Source organism: Roseibium sp. LAB1, assembly GCF_054658235.1.
In genome coordinates, this window is record NZ_BAAGIB010000001.1 from 578,825 (window position 1) to 600,764 (window position 21,940).

At 59.5% G+C, this 21,940-nt stretch carries 19 protein-coding genes; 12 read left to right on the plus strand and 7 right to left on the minus strand.

Annotation, left to right across the window (positions count from 1 at the left end; all coding sequences use genetic code 11):
* Window positions 1-194 precede the first annotated feature (194 nt).
* The 6 genes from ACYQ54_RS02805 to ACYQ54_RS02830 all read left to right on the plus strand — a co-directional run bounded on the left by ACYQ54_RS02805 (window position 195) and on the right by ACYQ54_RS02830 (window position 7,722).
* A complete protein-coding gene (locus ACYQ54_RS02805) occupies window positions 195-1,754 on the plus strand; it encodes a helicase HerA-like domain-containing protein (RefSeq protein WP_460079107.1) in 1,560 nt (519 codons plus the stop codon).
* A gap of 8 nt (window positions 1,755-1,762) precedes the next feature.
* Window positions 1,763-2,710, plus strand: coding sequence for a cation transporter (locus tag ACYQ54_RS02810; protein WP_460079110.1), 948 nt, complete (start codon window positions 1,763-1,765; stop codon window positions 2,708-2,710).
* Window positions 2,711-2,797: 87 nt separating this feature from the next.
* Complete coding sequence (locus tag ACYQ54_RS02815; protein WP_460079112.1) at window positions 2,798-4,738, plus strand: mechanosensitive ion channel family protein; 1,941 nt, start codon at window positions 2,798-2,800, stop codon at window positions 4,736-4,738.
* Between the two features lie 149 nt (window positions 4,739-4,887).
* Window positions 4,888-6,276, plus strand: a complete 1,389-nt coding sequence (locus tag ACYQ54_RS02820; RefSeq protein WP_460079114.1) for a dipeptidase — start codon at window positions 4,888-4,890, stop codon at window positions 6,274-6,276.
* 119 nt (window positions 6,277-6,395) lie between these two features.
* The gene (locus tag ACYQ54_RS02825; RefSeq protein WP_460079115.1) at window positions 6,396-6,977 is read left to right on the plus strand and encodes an LOG family protein; all 582 of its coding nucleotides are present in this window, start codon (window positions 6,396-6,398) and stop codon (window positions 6,975-6,977) included.
* A gap of 154 nt (window positions 6,978-7,131) precedes the next feature.
* Window positions 7,132-7,722, plus strand: a complete 591-nt coding sequence (locus ACYQ54_RS02830) for a DUF1131 family protein (RefSeq protein WP_460079117.1) — start codon at window positions 7,132-7,134, stop codon at window positions 7,720-7,722.
* Between the two features lie 241 nt (window positions 7,723-7,963).
* Here ACYQ54_RS02830 and ACYQ54_RS02835 read toward each other — a convergent pair whose 3' ends face one another.
* Window positions 7,964-9,001, minus strand: coding sequence for a phytanoyl-CoA dioxygenase family protein (locus tag ACYQ54_RS02835; protein WP_460079119.1), 1,038 nt, complete (start codon window positions 8,999-9,001; stop codon window positions 7,964-7,966).
* A gap of 176 nt (window positions 9,002-9,177) precedes the next feature.
* Between ACYQ54_RS02835 and meaB the strand changes: the two genes are divergently transcribed.
* Both meaB and ACYQ54_RS02845 read left to right on the plus strand, forming a co-directional pair.
* Window positions 9,178-10,176 carry a methylmalonyl Co-A mutase-associated GTPase MeaB gene (meaB, locus tag ACYQ54_RS02840; protein WP_460079122.1) on the plus strand — a complete coding sequence of 333 codons (999 nt, stop codon included), beginning with the start codon at window positions 9,178-9,180 and terminating at the stop codon, window positions 10,174-10,176.
* Window positions 10,173-10,784 (plus strand): pyroglutamyl-peptidase I, encoded by a 612-nt coding sequence (locus ACYQ54_RS02845; RefSeq protein ID WP_460079124.1) that lies wholly within the window; start codon window positions 10,173-10,175, stop codon window positions 10,782-10,784. The genes meaB and ACYQ54_RS02845 overlap by 4 nt, the downstream gene beginning before the upstream one ends.
* Window positions 10,785-10,942: 158 nt before the next feature.
* Here ACYQ54_RS02845 and ACYQ54_RS02850 read toward each other — a convergent pair whose 3' ends face one another.
* Complete coding sequence (locus ACYQ54_RS02850; protein ID WP_460079126.1) at window positions 10,943-11,521, minus strand: TetR/AcrR family transcriptional regulator; 579 nt, start codon at window positions 11,519-11,521, stop codon at window positions 10,943-10,945.
* A 203-nt stretch (window positions 11,522-11,724) separates the two neighbouring features.
* On the opposite strand from ACYQ54_RS02850, the gene ACYQ54_RS02855 reads away from it, so the two are divergent.
* Together ACYQ54_RS02855 and ACYQ54_RS02860 are read left to right on the plus strand one after the other, a co-directional pair.
* Window positions 11,725-12,198, plus strand: a complete 474-nt coding sequence (locus ACYQ54_RS02855; protein WP_460079129.1) for a YHS domain-containing (seleno)protein — start codon at window positions 11,725-11,727, stop codon at window positions 12,196-12,198.
* A gap of 187 nt (window positions 12,199-12,385) precedes the next feature.
* Window positions 12,386-13,756, plus strand: coding sequence for a TIGR03808 family TAT-translocated repetitive protein (locus tag ACYQ54_RS02860; protein WP_460079131.1), 1,371 nt, complete (start codon window positions 12,386-12,388; stop codon window positions 13,754-13,756).
* 204 nt (window positions 13,757-13,960) lie between these two features.
* Here ACYQ54_RS02860 and ACYQ54_RS02865 read toward each other — a convergent pair whose 3' ends face one another.
* Window positions 13,961-14,761, minus strand: a complete 801-nt coding sequence (locus ACYQ54_RS02865; RefSeq protein WP_460079133.1) for a dimethylarginine dimethylaminohydrolase family protein — start codon at window positions 14,759-14,761, stop codon at window positions 13,961-13,963.
* A 12-nt stretch (window positions 14,762-14,773) separates the two neighbouring features.
* Here ACYQ54_RS02865 and ACYQ54_RS02870 point away from each other — a divergent pair, with 12 nt between their 5' ends.
* Window positions 14,774-15,223: a GNAT family N-acetyltransferase gene (locus ACYQ54_RS02870; protein ID WP_460079135.1), complete on the plus strand. Its 450-nt coding sequence runs from the start codon at window positions 14,774-14,776 to the stop codon at window positions 15,221-15,223.
* 158 nt (window positions 15,224-15,381) lie between these two features.
* Here ACYQ54_RS02870 and ACYQ54_RS02875 read toward each other — a convergent pair whose 3' ends face one another.
* The 4 genes from ACYQ54_RS02875 to ACYQ54_RS02890 form a co-directional block, all read right to left on the minus strand.
* Window positions 15,382-16,410, minus strand: a complete 1,029-nt coding sequence (locus ACYQ54_RS02875; RefSeq protein ID WP_460079137.1) for an asparaginase — start codon at window positions 16,408-16,410, stop codon at window positions 15,382-15,384.
* Between the two features lie 35 nt (window positions 16,411-16,445).
* Window positions 16,446-17,624 (minus strand): aminotransferase, encoded by a 1,179-nt coding sequence (locus tag ACYQ54_RS02880; protein ID WP_460079139.1) that lies wholly within the window; start codon window positions 17,622-17,624, stop codon window positions 16,446-16,448.
* A 517-nt stretch (window positions 17,625-18,141) separates the two neighbouring features.
* A complete protein-coding gene (locus ACYQ54_RS02885; protein WP_460079141.1) occupies window positions 18,142-18,885 on the minus strand; it encodes a substrate-binding periplasmic protein in 744 nt (247 codons plus the stop codon).
* 248 nt (window positions 18,886-19,133) lie between these two features.
* Complete coding sequence (locus ACYQ54_RS02890) at window positions 19,134-19,802, minus strand: substrate-binding periplasmic protein (RefSeq protein WP_460079142.1); 669 nt, start codon at window positions 19,800-19,802, stop codon at window positions 19,134-19,136.
* Between the two features lie 469 nt (window positions 19,803-20,271).
* Between ACYQ54_RS02890 and ACYQ54_RS02895 the strand changes: the two genes are divergently transcribed.
* A complete protein-coding gene (locus tag ACYQ54_RS02895; protein ID WP_460081653.1) occupies window positions 20,272-21,810 on the plus strand; it encodes a SulP family inorganic anion transporter in 1,539 nt (512 codons plus the stop codon).
* Window positions 21,811-21,940 lie beyond the last annotated feature (130 nt).

Below are 21,940 nucleotides of genomic sequence, written 5' to 3' on the forward strand. Positions count from 1 at the left end.
ACCTTGTCACCCGGCGCCTGTTTGGGTTCTCTATACAAGCCCCAAGGTGTCCGCGTCGATGGGCAATTCCCTTTCTGCTCGACTATGCCGCATGCGGCGTGCGCACTCGTGTGCGGCTGCCCGGCAACAGAATGTTTCAATCTGGTCGCGAAAGGCTCTAGGCTGCGGCAAGATGCAGGGATTCGGGGGTAATCGTGACGGCAAAAGACAGTATTTTCATCGGTTCCAGCACCAGGGAAGAAACGCTTACGCTCAAGCTCGCCAATCGCCACGGCTTGATTGCCGGGGCAACGGGCACAGGCAAGACGGTATCGCTGCAGATACTTGCCGAGGGTTTTTCCAAGGCCGGTGTTCCCGTTTTCTGCGCCGATATCAAAGGCGACCTGTCCGGCCTTGCGACCGCCGGAGTTTCCAAGGATTTCCTGGAAAAACGTGCCAGCGACGTCGGGATTGCCGACGACTATACCTATGAAGCCTTCCCGACAGTGTTCTGGGACCTTCTCGGAGAGCAGGGTCACCCGATCCGCACCACAATTTCCGAAATCGGACCACTGCTTCTTTCCCGCCTTCTGGAACTCAACGATACCCAGGAAGGCGTTCTGAACGTCCTGTTCGAGCTGGCAGACGACGAAGGCCTGCTGTTGCTGGACCTGAAGGATCTCCGGGCCATGCTCGCCCACGTGGCGGAGCGGGCTTCGGAGCTCTCTACGATCTACGGCAATGTCTCCAAGGCTTCCGTTGGCGCCATTCAGCGCCGGCTTCTTGTGCTGGAGCGCCAGGGCGGCGAAAACTTCTTCGGCGAACCGGCCCTCGACATTCGTGATTTTATCCGGACGGCCCCCGACGGCCGAGGTGTCGTCAACATTCTTGCTGCCGACAAACTCATGTCCGCCCCCCGTCTCTACGGCGTATTCCTGCTCTGGCTATTGTCCGAACTCTTCGAGGAACTGCCGGAAGTCGGTGATCCGGGAAAGCCCAAACTGGTGTTTTTTTTCGACGAGGCTCACCTTCTGTTCTCCGACGCCCCAAAGGCGCTTATCGAGAAGGTGGAGCAGGTTGTGCGGCTGATCCGCTCGAAGGGTGTCGGTGTCTATTTCGTCACGCAGAACCCGCTGGACGTGCCGGAAACCGTGCTTTCCCAGCTCGGTAATCGCATCCAGCATGCCCTGCGCGCCTTCACCCCGCGTGATCAGAAGGCCGTGCGGGCGGCTGCCGAAACCTTCCGGCCCAACCCGGATCTCAACACCGAACGCGTCATCACCGAACTTGGTGTCGGCGAAGCGTTGGTCTCGACGCTGGAAGGAAAGGGCATTCCCTCGGTCGTTCAGCGCACATTGATCCGCCCGCCCTGCTCGCGGCTCGGCCCGGTCACCCAAGGGGAACGGCGGGCGCTGATCCAGTCCAGCCCCGTCTTCGGCACCTACGAGCGCACCCGCGACCGCACGTCCGCCTATGAAGTGTTGATGGGTCGTGCAGAAGAGGCGCAGCGTCAGGAGCAGCGGCGCCAGGAAAAGGAAGACAGCTACGCCCAAAAGCATGGCGAGCCTCGCCGAACCCGCTCCGGGTTCCAGCTTCCTGACTTCGGACGGGACGACAGGCCGCGCCAGGAAAGCCGGGAGCGGCGCAGCAACCGCCGTGGCCAGCGTGACACGGCCTTTGAAGCCGGTCTGAAATCCGCTGCCAGAAGCCTCGGTTCCTCGCTGGGCCGTGCACTGGTTCGCGGTCTGCTAGGCTCTCTGAAGAGAGGCAACTAGACCAGGCCATGTCGGCTGGAGCGACCAATAACATTGAGATCGAGCGCCGGGCGCTTGGCGTCGGCAAGTGGGCAAACCTGTTCATGGCCGCCGCCGGTCTCTTGACCGCATGGGCGTCGAGGTCAGATGCCATGCTGGTGGACGGGCTCTATTCGGCGGTCAACTTCATTTCCGCCATTGCGGCGGCTCGCATTGGCGCAAGGGTTGGCTTGCCGCCGACACGGTCAAGACCCTGGGGCCACGACTTCGACGAGGTCCTCTATGTTACCTTCCGAAGCCTCATCCTGATCGGGGTTCTGGTCTTTGCCGCCTTTGTCGCAGTCTCCAAGATCTGGACGTTCATCTCCGGCGGCACGGTCCCGGAACTGGTGTTCGGGCCGATTGCCGTCTATGCGGTCGTGATCGTCAGCATCTGCCTCGGCCTTGCGGTCAATTTTCATCGTGCCTACCGGAAGACCGGCCGGCACAGTGCGATCCTGAAGACCGAAGCCCGCGCCGCGCTCATCGACGGTGCACTCAGCGTCGGTTCGGGGGCTGCCCTGCTCTCCCTGCCCTTTCTGTCAGGCACAATCCTTGGCCCTTACGTTCCGATCGGCGATGCGGTCATCGTCCTGGTGCTGATCTTCGCAATCATCTGGCAGCCGCTTTCGACTTTCCGCACGACATTGGCGGACCTCGCCGGGGTCAGCGCACCCAGCAGCACCTACGCCAAGGTTGCACGGGCCTCACGGGACCTGGCTCGTGAAAAAGGCTACCTGCTGCACCGGGCTGCTGTTCTGCAGGCCGGGCGGATGCATTGGGTGGCTGTCTATCTTGATCCTGATAAACCGGTCCGCGCGGAGGACGTCGATCACTTTCGCGACCTGCTCTCAGCCCGGTTGGAAGACACGATCGGACCTGCGCGAGTGGAAGTCGTCCTGACTGCCATCGATGAGACCAAACCGACACGTGCATGAAGCGATGCCCCCAATAGTCCCCTGAGTAACAGGATGGTTACCCCTTCCCGTTAAGGCTGCAAACAGGACAACCACGGACGGGGCAACATGCGTAACCCAGTAAACAGGCCACAACCGCACATCGAAGCAGTGCGCCTGCAGCAGTATCGTTGCGGCCCACTCCTGCAGTTGCTCTTCCTGCTGTCCCTGTTCGTTGCCGTCTTGACGGGAACTTCGCAGGCCGGAGCCCAGGAATCTGATGCGGCAACCATCGAGGGGCAAGACCGGCCAGGGATGCTGGATCAGAACCGGGTTGCCCGTGCCCGGGAATATTTGCGCGACAATCCGATTTCTCCCCCTGATACGTCCAGCCCGCGGGCGACCCTGGAGAGCTTCGTCTACATCATGAACGAAGTGAACACACTCTGGCTGTCGGTCCGGGACAGCTATGACACCAGCAACCGTCTTTTCCTGTCGGACAGCGAAGAGGAAAAACTGGTTCTGGTGCGTGCGCTTCTTGCAAAAGTGGCACAGACCTTCGACCTGAGCGGTATTCCCGTTACCTCCCGTGAAAATGCCAGCGTGGAAATCGCTCTGCAGCTTCAGGAGATCCTGGACAGGATCCCGGCACCGGATTTCGAGGACATTCCCGGTTTGCCCGCCGGCAGCTCTCTCAAGGCAGGCAACCAGGCCAATCTGCCCGAACACTGGACCCTGCCGGGCACCAGCATCACTCTGATGCGTCAGGACGACGGCGAGCGGCGCGGACAGTATCTGTTTTCCAAATCCTCCGTCGAGCGCATTCCCGAAGATTATGCGGTCGTTCGGGTTCTGCCTCTCAAGGCGGACAAGGGCGAAGACCTCTTCGAATACTACATCTACACACCCGGCAACCTGATTGCACCGCTCTGGTACGATGTCATCGAGGCGGGCCCGCCCCTGCTGCAGCAGCACTTCGCCGATCAGGCCTATTGGCAGTGGCTTGCCCTGGTCTGTCTTATCGTCGTCTATACGCTGGTATTCGGCATCTTCGTCCGGTGGCGCAGGTGGCGCGCGGTGTCGGTGAATGAAGGAACGCGCATCGTCCACGCGATCCTCAATCCGGTCTTCGTGATCCTGGGAGCAAGCCTGTTCCGCTATCTGTGTGAAGACCAGATCAACATCACCGGCATGCCGCTCGTTGCCATCGGCACATCGACAACCGCCATCATCTGGTCGGCGACCGCCTGGATGGTCTATCAGGTCCTGCAGCTTTTCTACGTCTGGTTCTCCAGCAGCTCCGGCGCCGCCAGGGACGGCCTGGATGTCAGTCTGCTGCGCACAGGGTTCCGGGTGTTTTCCCTAGCAATCGCACTCGTCGTGCTTGGCTATGGCGCGACGCAGATAGGTATCCCGATCTACGGCGTCATCGCAGGTCTCGGTGTGGGGGGGCTTGCAATTGCCCTCGCTGCCCAGCCAACCATCGAAAACCTGATCGGAGGCATCATTCTTTATGCCGACCGGATGGTGCGTGTCGGCGAGTTCTGCCAGTTCGATGATCTGGCCGGTACGGTGGAATCCATCGGCATTCGCTCGACACGCATAAGAGCCCTTGACCGGACGCTGATCACCGTTGCCAATGCCGACCTCGCAAAGCGAAAGATCATCAACTACAGCTACCGAGACCAGTTCCATTTCCGGCACAAGCTCAAACTGCGCTACGAGACCAGCCAGGAAGCACTGAAGCGTGTCCTTGCCGCAATCGAGGCTTACCTGTACGCCCATGAAAAGGTGATCAAGGATCCGCTTCGCGTCCGTCTGATCGGTTTTGACGACTACGCCGTCACCGTCGATGTCTACGCCTATGTTCAAGCCACCACCGTTGCGACGTACCAGGAAATCCAGGAAGAGTTGCTCTTCGGCATCCGGGAGATCGTCGCGGCAAACGGATCGGAAATCGCGTATCCTTCGTCGACCGTCTACCTGTCGCGCGACAAGGGGCTTCAGGATGGAGAGGCCGACAACGACGGTAGTCCGACCCACGACGGGACAGGGACGCAGGCCGCTTGAAACGTGAGCTGACCCGATCCATCGGCCGACTTCTGCCGCCAGAATAAGCAATTGCGCTCAGCGCGCCAATATGGCCTGTTAGGGCCTTCTCATATCGCCCGAGTCCATCGGGCCTGCTTCTATCTGTTCAAAAAATTCAAGGATCCGTCATGAGTTCCATCGACAAGGTCTTGGCGCGCATCGATGCCAATCTCGACAACAGCCTCGACCGTCTGTTCGACCTCCTCAAGATCAAGAGCATTTCCACCGACCCGGCCTTCAAGGCCCCGTGCCGCGATGCCGCCGAATGGCTGGCGAAAGAGCTGAACGACATCGGATTTGAAGCGTCGGTGCGCGACACGACCGGCCATCCGATGGTTGTCGGCCACCGCAAGTCCGGCAAGCCCGGTCCGCACGTGCTGTTTTACGGCCACTATGATGTGCAGCCGGTCGATCCGCTGAACCTGTGGAAGCGCGATCCGTTCGACCCGGCCATTGAGACAAAGCCGGACGGCAGCAAGATCATCGTCGCCCGTGGTTCCGCCGACGACAAGGGCCAGCTGATGACCTTCGTGGAGGCGGCCCGCGCCTATCTGGAAGAAACCGGAGACCTGCCGCTCGACGTGACGATCCTGTTCGAGGGAGAGGAAGAATCCGGTTCGCCGTCGCTGCATCCGTTCCTTGAAGCCAACAAGGACGAACTGTCCTGCGATCTGGCGCTCGTCTGCGACACCGGCATGTGGGATGCCGAAACGCCGGCCATTTCCATCATGCTGCGCGGCATGGTCGGTGACGAGATCATCGTCAAGGCGGCCAGCCGTGACCTGCATTCCGGATCCTATGGCGGCTCGGCCCAGAACCCGAACCACATCGTCGCCTCGATCATTGCCGGCCTGCATGACGAAAACGGCAAGGTCACCCTTCCCGGGTTCTATGACGGCGTCATCGACATGCCGGAAGAAGTGACCAGGATGTGGGACGAGCTCGGTTTCTCGGTCGAGGAATTCTTGGGCGAAGTCGGCCTGAAATACCCACGCGGTGAAAAGGACCGCATGCCGCTTGAGCACCTGTGGACCCGCCCGACCGTTGAAGTGAACGGCATGTGGGGTGGTTATCAGGGTGCCGGTTCCAAGACGGTGATCCCGGCCGAAGCTCATGCAAAATTCACCTTCCGCCTTGTCGGCGACCAGGACCCGGACAAGATCCAGGAAGCCTTCCGCGCCTATGTGCGCTCGAAGATCCCGGCGGACTGCACCGTGGATTTCATTGCCAAGGAAGGCAGCCCGGCCCTCAGGCTCGATTTTGCGATGCCGGCACTGGAGAAGGGCAAGACAGCCCTGAAAGCGGAATGGAACAAGGACGCTGCGCTGATCGGCATGGGTGGCTCGATCCCGATCGTCGGCGATTTCAAGCGCATGCTGAACATGGATTCGCTTCTGATCGGCTTCGGCCTGGAAGATGACCAGATCCATTCGCCAAACGAAAAATACAATCTGACCAGTTTCCACAAGGGCATCCGGTCCTGGGCCCGGGTCCTCGATGAACTGGCCAAAGACTGAATTTGACACAGGCACGCGGGCTGAACGGACCGCGTGCCACCGGCCTTTGTGCCTCAGATCGAATGCGATCAAAATGCCCTGACGTCAACGCTTGTTGCGTCAGCTACCGGAGAACAGACATGAAATCCATTTGCGTCTTTTGCGGCTCCAGCTATGGCGCGCTCGAGGCATATGCGGATGTAGCGCGGGAAACCGGACGCGTCATTGCCGAACAGGGCTATACGCTTGTCTACGGCGGCGCGAAGGTCGGCCTGATGGGCACCGTTGCCGACGCGGCGCTTGCGGCCGGTGGCAAGGCCATCGGCGTGCTGCCCAGATCCCTGCAGGACAAGGAAATCGGCCACGAAGGCCTGACCGAGTTGCACCTTGTAGATTCCATGCATGAACGCAAGGCGATGATGGCCGACCTGTCCGATGCCTTCATCGCTCTTCCGGGCGGTGTCGGGACGTTGGAAGAGATTTTCGAGGTCTGGACCTGGGGCCAGCTCGGCTACCACAAGAAACCCTGTGGGTTTCTCAATGCCGAAGGCTACTACGATCACCTGGTCACCTTCCTCGATCACCAGACTCAGCAAGGCTTCACCAAGCAGGTGATGCGCGACATGGTGCAGATCGCCACCTCTCCGCTGGATATGATCCGCCAGTTCGAGAACTACACGCCCCCCAATGCCCCAAAGTGGATCAACCGGGACGAAACCTGATCTGCCAAAGAGAGTGCAAGCCTTGAAGCCCCTGCGGCAGTCGGCGAGAACTGTCCACAGGGGTCATCGCTCTCTTTGCAAACAAGATGTTACTTGGTAAGTCCCGTATCGCTTCTGCGCATTTCGGCGCAGACAAAATAGCCCGAGTATCATTATGCGTCTAACTGCCTTCGGTTTCGCCTGCCTTTTCGCTCTTACGGGAGCGGCCTGCGCACCGACCTCGGATCTGGACGGCACCTCCGGACGCCTGGTCCGGACGTCCGACATCACTCTGGTGCAGATTTCCGAAGATCATGTCGGCGGCATCACTGGCGAAACCCAATACGGCCAGAAGGCCATCGAGGCAGCCCTCCCCGGTTTCACCACCGAGGGCATCCAGACGGCAAATGAGAATTCAACCGAATGGGCTCTTGCAGCCTTCAACAGTGACGGGTTTCAGGTGCTGCAGGTGTTCAAGGGGCAGAACGGCAAGGTCCGCACCGTCCATGGCGTGACGCATCACCTTCAGGGCCCGAATGGCGAACGTATCGGAATGACCTTTTCCGAGATCGGCTCCTCACGGGCCGATTGCCGTGTCGGCAAGAACCTGTGGCGCGGCATGGCCATTTGCCATTCCGACGGCCACCGGAACGTGGAACTGGTCTACGCCATCCCGGGCTATGACGGCCCCTTCGACCGCCTGCCGGCTGAAAACGACCTCTTCGACGCCCAGCTCCAGCGGATTCTGTGGACGCCGAAAACCTGACCGGCCAAAGGCCCGGCAGATGCGCGTGCCCCGTTTTTCCCGCGAAATGCCTTGCCCTCATCCTGAGGAGGATCGCCAGATCCGTCTCGAAGGATGGGACACTTGTATAAGGTACTTGCCGCCCATCCTTCGATACAGTGCTGACGCGCTTCCTCAGGATGAGGCCGTTTGCAACGTGACCTGTGCCGCGATCAACTGTTACCCGGAAATGCTGCAGGCCTGAATCAGCTTGCCTCAGCCCTCATACATGCGGCTGTGAGCGCACCATGACCTCGCCCACCTTGCGCCAGACGTTGCGTTGCTTGAGCGTCTTTTCCGCCACATCCGCAAGATCCATCAGTACCGGCATGCCCCGCTCCTTCAGTCCGGGCAACGATTTGATGTCGCCGCCGGTCCAGGGCAGGAACGGATTGCGGCGCATGTGCCAGTGAATTTCCGAACGGACCGTCGGTTTGTCGGACGGCGTACGGCCGTGAAAGGCAAAGGTATCGGCAACGATGAGCGTATTTTCCGGCACGGCCATCTTCTTGGGCTGCGGCAGGCCGAGAGACGAAAGCTCATCCGCCTTTATCCGGAACGAGCCGCTGGCGTGATGTGACCTCAGGTCCTTTGCAGCGGTCAGCGAGCATTCATACTCCCATTCCAGCCGCTCCTTCGTCAGCTTGTGCGAGCCAGGCACAAAGAAGAACGGCCCGTCGTCCTCGCCGACATCCTGCAGAAACAACCAGGCCTTGGACGTCGCATGGAACGTATCGGCATGGGCATCCGACTGCGGGTCCTTCTTCTTCACCTTCAGCGGTTCAACCAGCACGGTCTGAATGAAATTGAGCGGCTGCCCGCCCTGCGAAGCGGCATAGCGGATCATGTTGATGGCACGCGGGTCGCGCACGGCCTGCGCAAGCGCGGCGTTTTTCTTCAACACTTCCGGCGGAAGCAGGGTCATCCGCGTCACCGCCTGCCCCTGCCGCATCTCCCGCGATTCGAACGGCTGATTGAAGACTTCTTCCTTCAACTGACGGAAGGTCTCCTCCGGCAGAAAGTTCTTTACGAGGAAATAGCCGTTCTCATCGAAGAAAGCCTGCTGCTCCCGGTCCACCAGATGTGCAAGCTTTGCGCGTCTGCTTGCGGCCAGATCGGCGGCGAGCTGCACCCGTTTCTTGTGGAGGCCCCAGGTGTTCAGGCGTTCGCTTCCCAGCAGCGGGTTCTTGCGCGGAGACTTGTCGGTTCCAGCGAGACCCAGAACCCAGAACGGGGCTTTCAGATAGGACAAGGGTGTCATGCAGCACCAAAAATGAATTTCGTCGAAGTGGCCTGTATCTAACACGTTTTCACACGCGCGTTTCAATGTTTCCATCCGTTTTTGAGGTGTTTTGCGACGTCCAAACGCATCACGATTGCGACTTCACCCTTTGGCGGCAGTGACCTTTGCCGAATCCTGCGCTAACACCTTGAGGCATGACGACATCGGCACGAATTCTTGATCCCGCGAAACTGGCGGACGGTCTGAAAGCCGGTCAGCGCGCAGCGCTGGCCCGCGCCATCACGCTTGTTGAGTCGCGCAAGCGCGAGCATCGCCGCCTTGCCCAGCACCTGATCCAGGAGTTGCTGCCTCTGACAGGCAAGGCGCTCAGGGTCGGTATCACCGGAGTGCCGGGCGTCGGCAAGTCGACGACCATCGATACACTGGGGTCCAACCTGACGGCTGCCGGCCACAAGGTCGCCGTTCTGGCGGTTGACCCTTCGTCCACCCGAACCGGTGGATCGATCCTCGGCGACAAGACCCGCATGGCGCAGCTTGCTGTCGACCCGCACGCCTTCATCCGTCCCTCTCCCTCTGCCGGAACGCTCGGCGGTGTCGCCGCAAAGACACGGGAAACCATGCTGCTGTGCGAGGCGGCCGGCTACGACGTGATCCTGGTGGAAACCGTTGGCATCGGTCAGTCGGAAACGACGGTTGCCGATATGGTCGACTTCTTCCTGGTACTGATGCTGCCCGGTGCAGGTGACGAGCTTCAGGGCATCAAGAAGGGCGTGCTTGAGATCGCCGACATGATCGCCGTCAACAAGGCCGACGGCGATGGCGCCACCCGCGCCCGTACCGCGGCATCGGACTATCGCGCGGCGCTACATATACTGGCTCCCAAGTCGCCCACCTGGACACCGCCGGTCATCACGGTCTCTGGCCTGGCAAACGAAGGGCTCGATCATCTGTGGGAGCAGATCACCGTATTCCGCGAGCGCATGCAGGCCAGCGGTGAATGGCATGAAAAACGCAGCGGCCAACAGGTTGCCTGGATGTGGGACATGCTTCAGCAGCGCATGATGGAAGCTCTGACATCGAACACGCGCACCGCAGACCGGCTGAAATCGCTGGAAGAAGAAGTGCGTGGCGGCAAGACCGCCGTCTCGCTCGCTGTCGATGAACTGGCCACTCTGATGGGGCTTGGCGAATGAAGGAGACCAGGCGCAAGACCGTACTGGTCACAGGCTTTTCGCCGTTCCCGGGAGCGCCGGTCAATCCGACAGAGCGGCTGATGCGGCGGCTGGCAAAGCGCGTGGGTGCGCACCAATCCGGTATCGACTTTGTCTTCCATGTCCTGCCGACTACCTGGGCAGGGCGCGAAGACGTCACGGACCGGCTGCGCACCGCCATTCGGCCGGATGCCATCGTGCATTTCGGTGTCGATGGCACGCGGCGAACCATCAATATTGAAACAAGGGCTGTCAACAAGGCCGTGCGAGTGCGCCCGGACGCCCTGGGCAAAGCACCGGCAAGACCGGAACTGGCCGTTTCACAGGAACGCTCGCGAAATTCGACCCTGCCGGCCAGAGCCCTGCGCGATGCTGCTGTCGCCGCCCGCGCACCAACGCGGCTTTCCACCAATGCCGGAACCTATCTTTGCAATGCCACACTATGGGATTCAATCGGCTCGGGCATTGCCAGCATCTTCGTTCACGTTCCCGCTTTGCCGAAGGGCCCGCGCGATACGAGACCGTCCTATCCCGTCGTTGAAGAAGCCGCCGTGAGAATCCTGCAGGAATTGGCAAGGCGCCTCAGGTAGGGCAACGCGAGGAGCAGCCCTCAGAACCAATCGACGCGCTTCTCGCCCATCCTTCGAAACCGGCTTTCAGCTCTCCTCAGGATGAGGTGGTATTTGCGTTCAGCAAGTTTGGTATTCCGGGCTTCCCAGTGTCCAACAACCTGAGTCTCCCGGCCTGCTCAATGCGCACGCCCAAGCATCCTTTCGACCTGGCGAATGCAGTCTGTCGCCATATCCGCGGACAGACCCGCCCGCCCGAGAACTCTCAAACCGAAATAGGCCGTCAGAACACCGCGCGCGGTGCCACGTGCTTCCGGTCCCTCAAGGCCATCGTCCTGAAGCGCGCGGTAAAACCCGTTTTCCAGACGCTTCGTCATCGCCTGCAGCCTCGCCTCAGCCTCTGCTCCGCCGGCCTTGTCAACCAGGGCATTGCAAAGAAAGCAGCCGAGCCGGTCGCCATCTTTCTGGGCGAGATCCGCGATACGGCTGAACAGCGCTAGTATCCGGTCCCGCCCCTTCCCTTCTGACGGATCACCAAGAAAAGCGACCGTGTTGCTGACAACCTGATCGTTATACCTGTCGAGCGCGGCCAGGTAGACCGACTGCTTGTCCTGAAATGCCTTGTAGAAAGAGCCTTTGGTGATGGCCATGGCATCAAGCAGTTCGGACAGCGAGGCTTCGTCGTAGCCAACGTCCCAGAACAGCTCCATGGCCTTTTCCAGCGCTTCATCGGCATCGAATTCCCGAGGTCTTGCCATGCCATCTCCTGTCCGGCGGCTTCACGAAAAGCTCAACCGTGTGTCACGCGCTTGTGTTTTGTACCATTTGGTTCCTAACTCTATTTAGGAAGCACCGGCAGGGTTGGTCAAGTGTGGCCGATTAGGAACCAATCGGTTCCTTTCTCAAGATCGCTTGAACACCTCTTCGCCGGACAAGTTCAACCCCTTGGGAGTGTTTCCAGATGTTTGCAAACCTCATTCGCGGCTCAGTAGCCGCCCTGGTCGTCGTCACCGGGCTTGTTTCCAGCGCCTTCGGTGCCGGCTTTGATGTCAACGCCACCATCACCGGCCTTGCCCTTCGCGGCGTCGATCCGGTGTCCTATTTCGTCAACGGCGCTCCGCAGGACGGCGATATCGCCATCACCGAAGTACACAACGGTGCCACCTACCGCTTCGCCTCCGAAGAGAACCGTAATCTCTTCAAGCAGAACCCCGAAAAGTACCTGCCGCAATACGGCGGTTTCTGTGCCTTCGGTGCTGCCATGGGCGTGAAGGTCGATGGTGACCCGGATCTGTGGAAGATCGTCGACAACAAGCTCTACCTCAACCTCGCACCGTCGATCCAGGAACGCTGGAACAAGGACATCCCGGGCTTCATTTCCAAGGCCAATGAGAACTGGGTTGGTCTGGAAACCGTCGATCCGAGCAGCCTCTGACCGGTCTCTTCTGCCCCTGTAGACCGGTTAACTGACCGGCCAGGCCTTGTGCCTGGCCGGTTTTTTTGCGCCCGGTTTCCGATCGAATGTCCCCAAGAAGCCAATCCGGCACGGCTCTTGCGATTTCAGCCACAGACACTTGAGGCACATCCCAATCCGGGACGTGAGCGAGCAATTGGCTGGACCGATGACACGAAATGTTTCCAAACTGAACCGCCGCGCGTTTCTAGCCGGGACAGCCTTGTGTCTTTCCGGGACAGTTGCCGCGGCCCAGATGAAGGTTGCCGATCTGCGCGGCTCCATCGATTCAGAAGATCTTGGCCTTTTGCCGAACGCTGCCGACGATCAGACCGCGCAATTCCAGAACGCCGTCAACCGGGCGGTGGAGCGTGGCCGGGCATTGTTCCTGCCTGCCGGCACCTATCCTGTTGCCAATCTGCGCCTGCCCTCTGGCACGTTGATAGTCGGCGTTCCCGGCAGGACACGGCTGGTCTATCAGGGTGGTGGCGGCCAGTTGATCCGCGCCGAAGGCGTTTCCAATGTCGGCCTCACCGGTATCACCTTTGACGGAGCCAACCGCTCCATCGGTGATTTCACCGAAGGCCTGCTTCATTTCATCGGCGTCAGGAACGTGACACTGGACAATTGCGAGATCACCGGCTCATCCAAGATGGGTCTGTTGATGGACCGCTGTTCGGGCCGTGTCGAAAACTGCCGGATCTCGGGAGCTGCTGAAGCGGGCCTGCGTTCCAACGAGGCCGACGGTCTGGCAATTACCGGCAACACGGTGACCGACTGCGCCAACGGCGGCATCTGGGTACATCGCTGGCGTGAGGGCGAAGACGGCACCATCGTTTCCGGAAACCGGGTGGAACGCATAGGCGCACGTTACGGCGGCACCGGTCAGTTCGGCAACGGCATCAATGTTTTCCGCGCCCACGGCGTCATGGTCTCCAACAACCGGGTCGCCGACTGCGCTTTTTCTGCGATCCGGTCCAACGCCGGCTCCAACGTCCAGATCATCGGCAATTCCTGTCTCCGCTCGGGCGAAACGGCGATCTATTCCGAATTCGGTTTCCAGGGAGCGGTGATTGCCAACAACATCGTCGACGGCGGAACCATCGGCATTTCCATTGCCAACTTCATGGATGGCGGCCGCATGGCGGTCTGTTCGGGGAACTTGATCCGCAACATCAAGAAAGATGGCCCCTATCCGCCGGAAGTCGCCGGCTTCGGCATCGGCATCGCTGTGGAGGCCGACACCACTCTGACCGGCAATGTTGTCGAAGGCGCGCCGAAATTCGGCCTGATGCTTGGCTGGGGTCCCTACATGCGCAATATCGCGGCCTCCCAGAACGTTGTCCGGGACTGCGGCACGGGCATTGCCGTCACCGTGGTCGACGGCGCGGGATCCGCCGTCATCACCAACAACATCGTCCAGGGTTCCAAACAGGGCGCCATCAACGGCTTCCGCTGGCTCGAAAAAGCCACCGGCGAACTGAACAATATCTCGGAATTCGACAACCTGACCATTCACGGCAATCAGGTGGCAGCCTGACCTATCGGGTCGCCCGGCCCAATCCGGCACCTATCCTCCCAGACGGCCCTTCGAGCGGAAACGGAAGGGAATGGATGCCATGGTCGAGCCATGGCATGACGGAGAAATGTATAGCCTCGGGCTTTCCCCCTCCACGTGAAAGCACGTCAAGGCTAGCCGGAGACGGGATCGAACAGGCCTCGGAATTGCTAAACCTGCGAGCGCCTAGTTCAGCGCAAACCGCAGGGAAAGGCATGACAGACCGCCGTCGACCTTGCGGGCTTCGTGGGTCGGCAGCACCACTGTCGTGAAACCTGCAGCCTCGATCGCTGCCAACGTCTTCGGATAGCCTTCCGGCACCATCACGACATCATTCACGCGGATGACATTGGCGGCGTAGTCTTCGCCTTCCGGCACCACCACTATCTCGCGGTCACCAAAAAAGCCGCTGTCCGCCATGACCTTGGTTGCCAGGATCACGCCGTCGCCGAGTGTGGAGCAGGCCGTCTTGAAATGCAGCACACCTTCCGGCGTCTCGCAGACTTCTGCCTTGTAGCCCCATTCGCCAAGGAGGCCGGCAAAGGCGTCTGCGCCTTCCCGGTCGGTGCGGGCGGACAGGCCGATCAGAATGACGTCATCCAGCATCAGGATATCACCGCCATCGACATGACCGGTTCCCGGCAGTTCGACGACCTTGCCGAAACGGTTTTCCAGCGCAGCGCGGATCTCCGCTCCCTCACCTTCGCGGCTGGCCGTGCCCGGCCGCAGCTGGATAGCCCCTTCCGGCAGACAGAAAGCCGGGTCTTCGACAAAGCAGCTGTCTGGAAAAGCTTCCAGTGGCGGCAGCACGTCGACCGTCAGCCCAGCTTCTTGCAACGCTTGCACATAAAGCTCATGTTCTGCCCGGAATTTCTCGCCGCTCGGGTTGCCCGTATCCACCGCCCGGATACCGTCGGCCACACTGTCGGCGGGCGTACGGGTTATCGCATGAGTAAAATGGAAGGACAGACCGGGACGATGGGCCATGAGAATACTCCAGTGACAAAACCAAGCGCTCAACCAGCCATCCGCAAGGCGAAATTGCAAGACGCACCGCGCCTGAAAGCGTGCATCGACGCAGCCTATGCACCGGTAAAATCAACCCTGCCGGACTTGCCCGACGTCTCCGCCGGCATCGCCGCAGACATTTCAGAGAACCATGTCTTCGTCGCCGAAATCGCGGACAGGATCATCGGCTGCGCCATTCTGGGTCTCAGCGGCACCAGCGCACATCTGATGAACCTTGCCGTCGATCCGGACGTCAAGGGCCAGGGCCTCGGCCGTCGTCTGATCGCCGCGGCCGAGGAATTTGCCAGGGAGAACGGGGCGCATGAGATGCATCTGGCAACCCATGTCGGCATGCCGGAGAATATCGCGCTCTACACCCATCTTGGCTGGAGTGAAATGGAAAGAAATGGCAACAAGATACTGATGACAAAAGACCTTTAAGAAACGGAAAGTCCTGACCACACCCGCATTCGAAAAGGACCATCGCGTCCGTCACGAATGCGGCCCGTTTCCTGGAAGGTTTGGCCCCTCCTTTGAGACACCGCTTTTGCGCCCCTTGAAGAAGAAGTTTGTGAACCCGGCGAGCTAAGCCGGATTTCTCAGGGCAGTGCTGCCTTCAACTCTGTCAGAAACTCTTCGCGCGGCTTGATATGACCGGCCTGGATACCACGCCGGGTCAGGATCGGTGGATTGACAAGCCCGTCAAGCAGCGCCGCTTCCTCGTCGTTCAGCTCCAGCATCGCTTCCAGAACGGTTGCCATCATCACTTCCGACGCCCGGGTCGCACCGTCGTCGCACTTCAGCGACACGCCGAACCCCAGTTCGGGAATGGATGCGCAGAAGACGCCTTCGGCGCCTGTCTTCACAAAAACACGGCCGCGGAAGGTTTCCATCACCCGGGTACAGAAACGTCCCGTCCCGGCAACCATGTAAGGTTCGTTGATGCAGGCATCGAACAGCCGTTCCGCGGCTTCTGCCCGCAAAGGATCAAGGCCCTCACCGGTTCCGAAGGCTGCGAAGGCACGCGCGAAGCTGCGCAACGGTGAAGCATATGTCGGGATTGAACAGCCGTCGGTACCGCAGACATCTTCGGAAAGAGTGTCGCCGGTCATCTGTTCCATCACATTTCGGACTTCACGCTGCACGGGATGGTCAGCATTCACATAGCCGCGTGTCTCCACCCCCATGACCTTGGCCAGACCAAGGAATCCGGCATGTTTGCCTGAACAGTTGTTGTGCAGGCCACAGGGTGTTTCATTTGCCAGGATCAGCTTGGCGGCATCTTCCATGCGCTGCGGCCACTGCGGGCCGCATTCCAGATGGTCTTCGGCGAGCCCCGCCTTCATCAGCATGACCCGTGCCGAATTGGCATGAACTTCTTCACCATTGTGGGAGGCGCAGGCAAGCGCCAGTTCCGCGTCGGAATAATCGAGCGCTTCCGCCGCACCCGATTCCACCAAAGGCAAACCCTGAAGGGCCTTGATGGCAGAGCGTGGAAACACCCGGGCGTCCACATTGCCGATACCGAAAACGAGCTTACCGGCGCCATCGACAATTGCGATGCTGCCCCGATGCAGGCTTTCGATCACGGTGCCGCGGGTGACGTCGACCAGAGCCGGATTGTCCATCAGGTTTCTCATTTCCAAGGTTGCTTCAATTCAGGCTATGCGGATTCGGCACGGGCCGCAGTCAAAAATGCGGCAAGACGCGCCAGCGCCTCGTCAATCACCGCATCCTGCTTGCAGAAACAGAAACGAATGTAGCCAGAAGGCGCATCCGAACCGTAGAACGCCGAAACAGGGACTGCCGCGACACCGGCCGCCGTAACCAGGGTTTCGCACGCTTCCACATCCGTCCGGCCAAGCCCGAGCCCATCAATCCCGCATGTCAGAAAATAGGTCGCTTCGCAGGGCAATACGGAAAAGCCGAGGTTCTCAAGCCCCGCCGCCATCCTGTCGCGCTTTGCGGCCAGGTCTTGCGCCAGACCGTCATAGTAGCCGTCATCCTTGCGCAGCCCAAAGGCAACCGCCTTCTGCAGGTGCGGCGGCGTGGTGAATGTCACCCACTGGTGCGCCTTGGCAATCGGGTCCATCAACGTGGCCGGACCGGTGACATAACCAACCTTCCAGCCGGTCAACGAAAAGGTCTTGCCCGCCGAACCGATGCGCACAGTGCGCTCGCGCATGCCCGCAAGGGTCATCAGCGGTGTGTGCCGCTGCCCGTCAAAGACCAGATGCTCATAAACTTCGTCACAGATCGCATACGCATCGAATTGCCGGCAAAGAGACGCTACCAGCTCAAGCTCCTTATCCGAAAACACCTTGGCAGTCGGGTTCATCGGATTGTTGATAAGGACAGCCTTGGTCTTGTCAGAGAAAGCCGCCCGGAGGGCATCTTCATCCAGGGTCCAGTTGGGCGGGGTTACTCTGACGCGCACCGGGATGCCGCCGGCCTGCTTCACCAGCGGCAGGTAGCAGTCGTAAAGCGGTTCGATCAGCACCACTTCGTCGCCTGGAGACACCAGCGCAAAAATGCAGTCCGCCAGCGCTTCGGTCGCACCGGACGTTACCATCACTTCGGTTTGCGGATCGACTTCCAGACCGTAGAAACGGCGGTTGGCCTCGGCAATGGCCTGGCGCAGATCCGGCACGCCCAGCATGGGCGGATACTGGTTCGGCCCCTGCAGCAAAGCATCGGCCGCCGCCTGCCGGATATCCTCCGGTCCGTCGACATCTGGAAATCCCTGTCCGAGGTTCACCGCTCCATGCGCCATCGCAAGCCGCGACATGGTCTCGAATACGGTGGTGGCAATGCCGGTGAAGACCGGATTGGTCGGCTTCATGGTTCCTCCCGAACGTCTTTTGGCCGGTTCTAATCCCAGCCGCGTTTGCCGTCGAGCTTTTTCATTTGCAGTCGGCACCGGCATGGTCCGGACGCCGCCTGTCATACGTGTGTCGTTGCCTCAGTCCATCACCCGCAGTCAGATAGTTTCCGTTTCGGAATCTTGGCGGAGGATACTTGTTGCTTGGCGTGATCATTGGAATTGTGGCGCCCCTTCTGGGGGCCAGCGTCCTGCTCAGACGAACCGGCTTTCCCGCTGGAGCTGGTTGTCTCGCGCCAGCGGGTGCAACTGGCAAACCAGCCCTCCACCGCCTATGAATGCAAAACCGATGCGCAGCAAAAGCGCATCGAAACCGAACAGGGCATATCGACCGCCGGCGAGCAGCCGCCGCCTCGTGGAAGCCCAGATCGCCGTGCAAGTGGCCAATCAGCGCGAACAGGAACGCGCTGCTCTCGACCGCGCCGAACGGCGGTATTGGAAGACCTCGCCCGCGGCCAGACAGCACAGGTTGACGCCCTCAGCCCAAACCGGTCTTGTGCAAGAAGTCACCACCCTGCTCTGGTGTTGTTTCTCCGACACCGTCGGTGTCTTCACTCACCGGCACGGACAGCATTTTTCTGAGAACTGCTTCGATCTTCGGCACCAGCTCCGCATGCCTTTCATGCAGATAGTGATAGAAGGCCACCTCGTGCAAAGACGGCCGCAACGGGAAAACCCCGTCCAGGTTTTTGTCCCGGATAACGCGCCGGCCCGTGGCTTCACCGGCAATGACAAGGTCGATACGGTCGCGCTGAAGCATTTCGAACAATTGTTCGGGCGTATCAGCTGTCCAGACCTCGGCGAAACCGCTGGCCAGCTCCGCGGCGAAGCGCGCGCCCGAGACGTGACCGACACGCAGGTGTTTCAGTTGCTTGAAGGACTTTCCGCGAAATTGCCGCTTGTTCGCATAGGCAAAGGTCCGCGCCAGAATGATCGGAACGTCGACACGCAAAAGGCTACTGTGCTCGGCTTCGATAGCCGTGACCCGGACGAGCTCGCCATCGGTCTTTCCGGAGGCCGCGTCCAGCAGCGCCCGGCGGGGGCTCCTGATGACAGTTTCGATACGGATCCCCAGTTCCGCATAAGCCCGACTGAGAATGCTCTGTGCGACAGGGGTTAAGCTGGGCGCCTCAAAACCGGACAATCTGAGAACTTCCTGTGCCCGGGAGTTGTCCAACAGGAGAAAAAAGCTCAGCACGGCGCAGAAAATAAGCCGATACATTCCGCCCTCCTTAAGCTGCCTGCACGACAATTTCGTTCAAATTCAGCAGTTCGCCTGCGGACACGTCCTCCGCAACCCGGTATCTAGGGCGATAACCCTACGCAGCAATTTGCAGACTTTGCAGGGTGTTTGCAATGCGGTTGTACAATCCAATTGAAATATCAAAAAACGTGCACAGGCGCCTCACAGGCAGATCGTTCGCCCGTCAGTCATGAAAACACTTCTGAGAATACCCGAGGGGTGATGATCTAGGAGTGAGTGCCGTAATAGTTCTCAGCGATCTTGTCGACAAAACCTTCATCGACGAGGTCTTTCAGCACCTGGTTCAACTCATCAAGCCTTGAAAACCAATCAGATGCCCTCGAAACGCCGAGATAAAGATCGACCGAGTTGCCGGGGTTATAGGGAGCCTTTTCGATCTTTTCGGCAAACCCCTGACGCTTGATCAGATAGTCCACCTGACAATCGGTACCTATCATGACACCGAAACGCCGGTTCATCAGCATGTCGATCAGGATCTGCTCCTGTGCGACACCTACCTTGTCCAGATCCGTGTCACTGTCGAACCTGTCGAAATAGGCCGAATGCAGCACGTAGCCGACCTGGTGTTTACCCAGGTCGTCGTATACCCGGATTTCGTCGGCCAGTCCCTTGAGGGTGTAAAAGGCGGTCGTGCATTTGAAGTACGGTGTGTCCGTATAGGCGATGTATTTCGCCCGATCGGATCGGAATGCCAGTCCGGTCATCACGTCGACGCCGCCACTCTGCATTTCAGTGAGCGCCCTGCCCCAGGGCATCTTGGCAACCTGGAGTTCGGCGTTGCTGCGCCGGGCAATCTCATTGATCAGATCGAGATCCAGACCGACAAAAGTGTCTCCTTCCGAAATCCGGAAGGGTGGCCAGTCATCCGTCGCCATGATCATCTCGTCGGCTCTTGCGGAAATTACCGAAAAGGCAAGCAAAAACAAGAAAAAACCGCAACAAAAGCGAGAAATGAACATGAAAACAACCTCTAATTATTAGAGAGATGCAGTTATTCTTCATCGCATCAAATATTATTATCCGCAGCGTTTCAATATCGTAATTAATATCCAGAAAGGCTCGCTCAACCTTCCTTGCAGCAATAGCTCGGACCGCATGTCTTTTACTATTCAACCCTTTCGGATCGGCTCTCAAAACAGCAAATACGCTGAATTATGCATGACAAATCCGTTCCCGACCTGCCTTGCTGCGATGCAAAAAATCGATTAGAAGACGCCAACTTGATCCAGGTCAAAAGCGGAAATCCGGGCAGGGATTGGCGCTGACCTAAAAAACCACACCAAATATCCGGAGCAGCACGTGTCAGCACGCGCGGAGGCCCTTGCGCCTGAACACCCCCTGAAAATGGATGCATCCCGCATCAAAACCGAACTTCTCGCCGGGCTCACCGTTGCCCTGGCCCTCGTCCCCGAAGCCGTGGCCTTCGCCTTTGTTGCCGGCGTCAATCCGCTGGTAGGTCTCTATGCTGCGTTCTTTGTCGGCCTGATCACTGCCTGTATCGGCGGACGCCCCGGCATGATATCGGGGGCAACCGGAGCGCTGGCCGTTGTGATGGTCTCTCTTGTCAGCCTTCACGGGGTTGAATATCTGTTTGCAACAGTTGTGCTGATGGGTCTGATCCAGATCGTTGTCGGCCTGCTGAAATGGGGCAAATTCATTCGCATGGTCCCGCACCCGGTCATGCTTGGTTTCGTCAACGGTCTGGCCATCGTGATCTTCCTGGCCCAGCTTGGCCAGTTCAAGGTTCCCGATGGCGCTGGTGGACTGACATGGATGGAAGGCTCTCAGCTTTACCTGATGCTTGGCCTTATCGCCCTCACCATGGCCGTCATCTGGTTCCTGCCAAAGATTACCTCTGCCTTCCCAGCGCCGCTGGCCGGCATTCTCGTTGTCTCGGCACTTGTGCTCGGCTTCAACCTGGACACGCGCGCGGTCGGCGATCTCGCCTCGATTTCCGGCGGCCTGCCCGAGTTCCACATTCCGATGGTCCCGCTGACGCTCGACACATTGCAGATTATCCTGCCCTATGCAGTGATCCTGGCGGCCATTGGTCTGATTGAATCCCTGCTCACGCTGAACCTCGTGGCAGATCTGACCGGCACAAAGGGTGGCGCTTCCAAGGAATGCGTGGCACAGGGGACGGCAAACATCGTCACCGGCTTCTTCGGTGGCATGGGTGGCTGCGCCATGATCGGCCAGTCCATGATCAACGTGAAATCCGGCGCACGTACCCGTATCTCGGGGATTTCCGCAGCTCTCTTCCTTCTCTCCTTCATCGTCATCGCCTCTCCGCTGATCGAGCGTATTCCGGTCGCGGCCCTTGTGGGCGTGATGTTCATGGTCGTGATCGGCACCTTTGCCTGGACCAGCTTGAAAATCATGCACAAGATCCCGCCGATCGACGCTCTTGTCATGGTCATCGTGACCTGCGTAACCGTCTACTCGGATCTTGCGGTTGCCGTCGTTGTCGGCGTGATCATCTCCGCTCTCGCCTACGCCTGGAATGCGGCCAGCCGCATCAGGGCCCGCATCGGCACCAGCAAGGAAGGCTGGAAGGTCTATCGGCTGAACGGCCCGCTGTTTTTCGGCTCCACCACCGGTTTTGCCGACCTGTTTGATCCGCAGAACGATCCGGAAGACGTCGTTGTCGACTTCATCGACAGCCGCGTGGTTGATCATTCCGGCCTCGAAGCCATTGATGCCCTGGCGTCGAAATATGTCGCCGCCGGCAAGCGCCTGCACCTGCGTCATCTGTCTCCGGACTGCAAGAAGCTTCTGGCCAAGGCAGGTGACCTTGTCGAAGTCTCTGTTCTTGAAGATCCGGACTACGAAATTGCAGTCGACTACGGCCATACGTTCGACCGCACTGAAAAAGCCACCTGAAGTACGGGCTGGACGCACAATTGAAAAGACCCGCAAGGTTTCGGCCTTGCGGGTCTTTTTTTGTTAGTGAGGCCGGTTTCCGGCATTCCGCGCCGTTCCCCGATTGCCCCGCGCCCTGTAATTTGAAAGA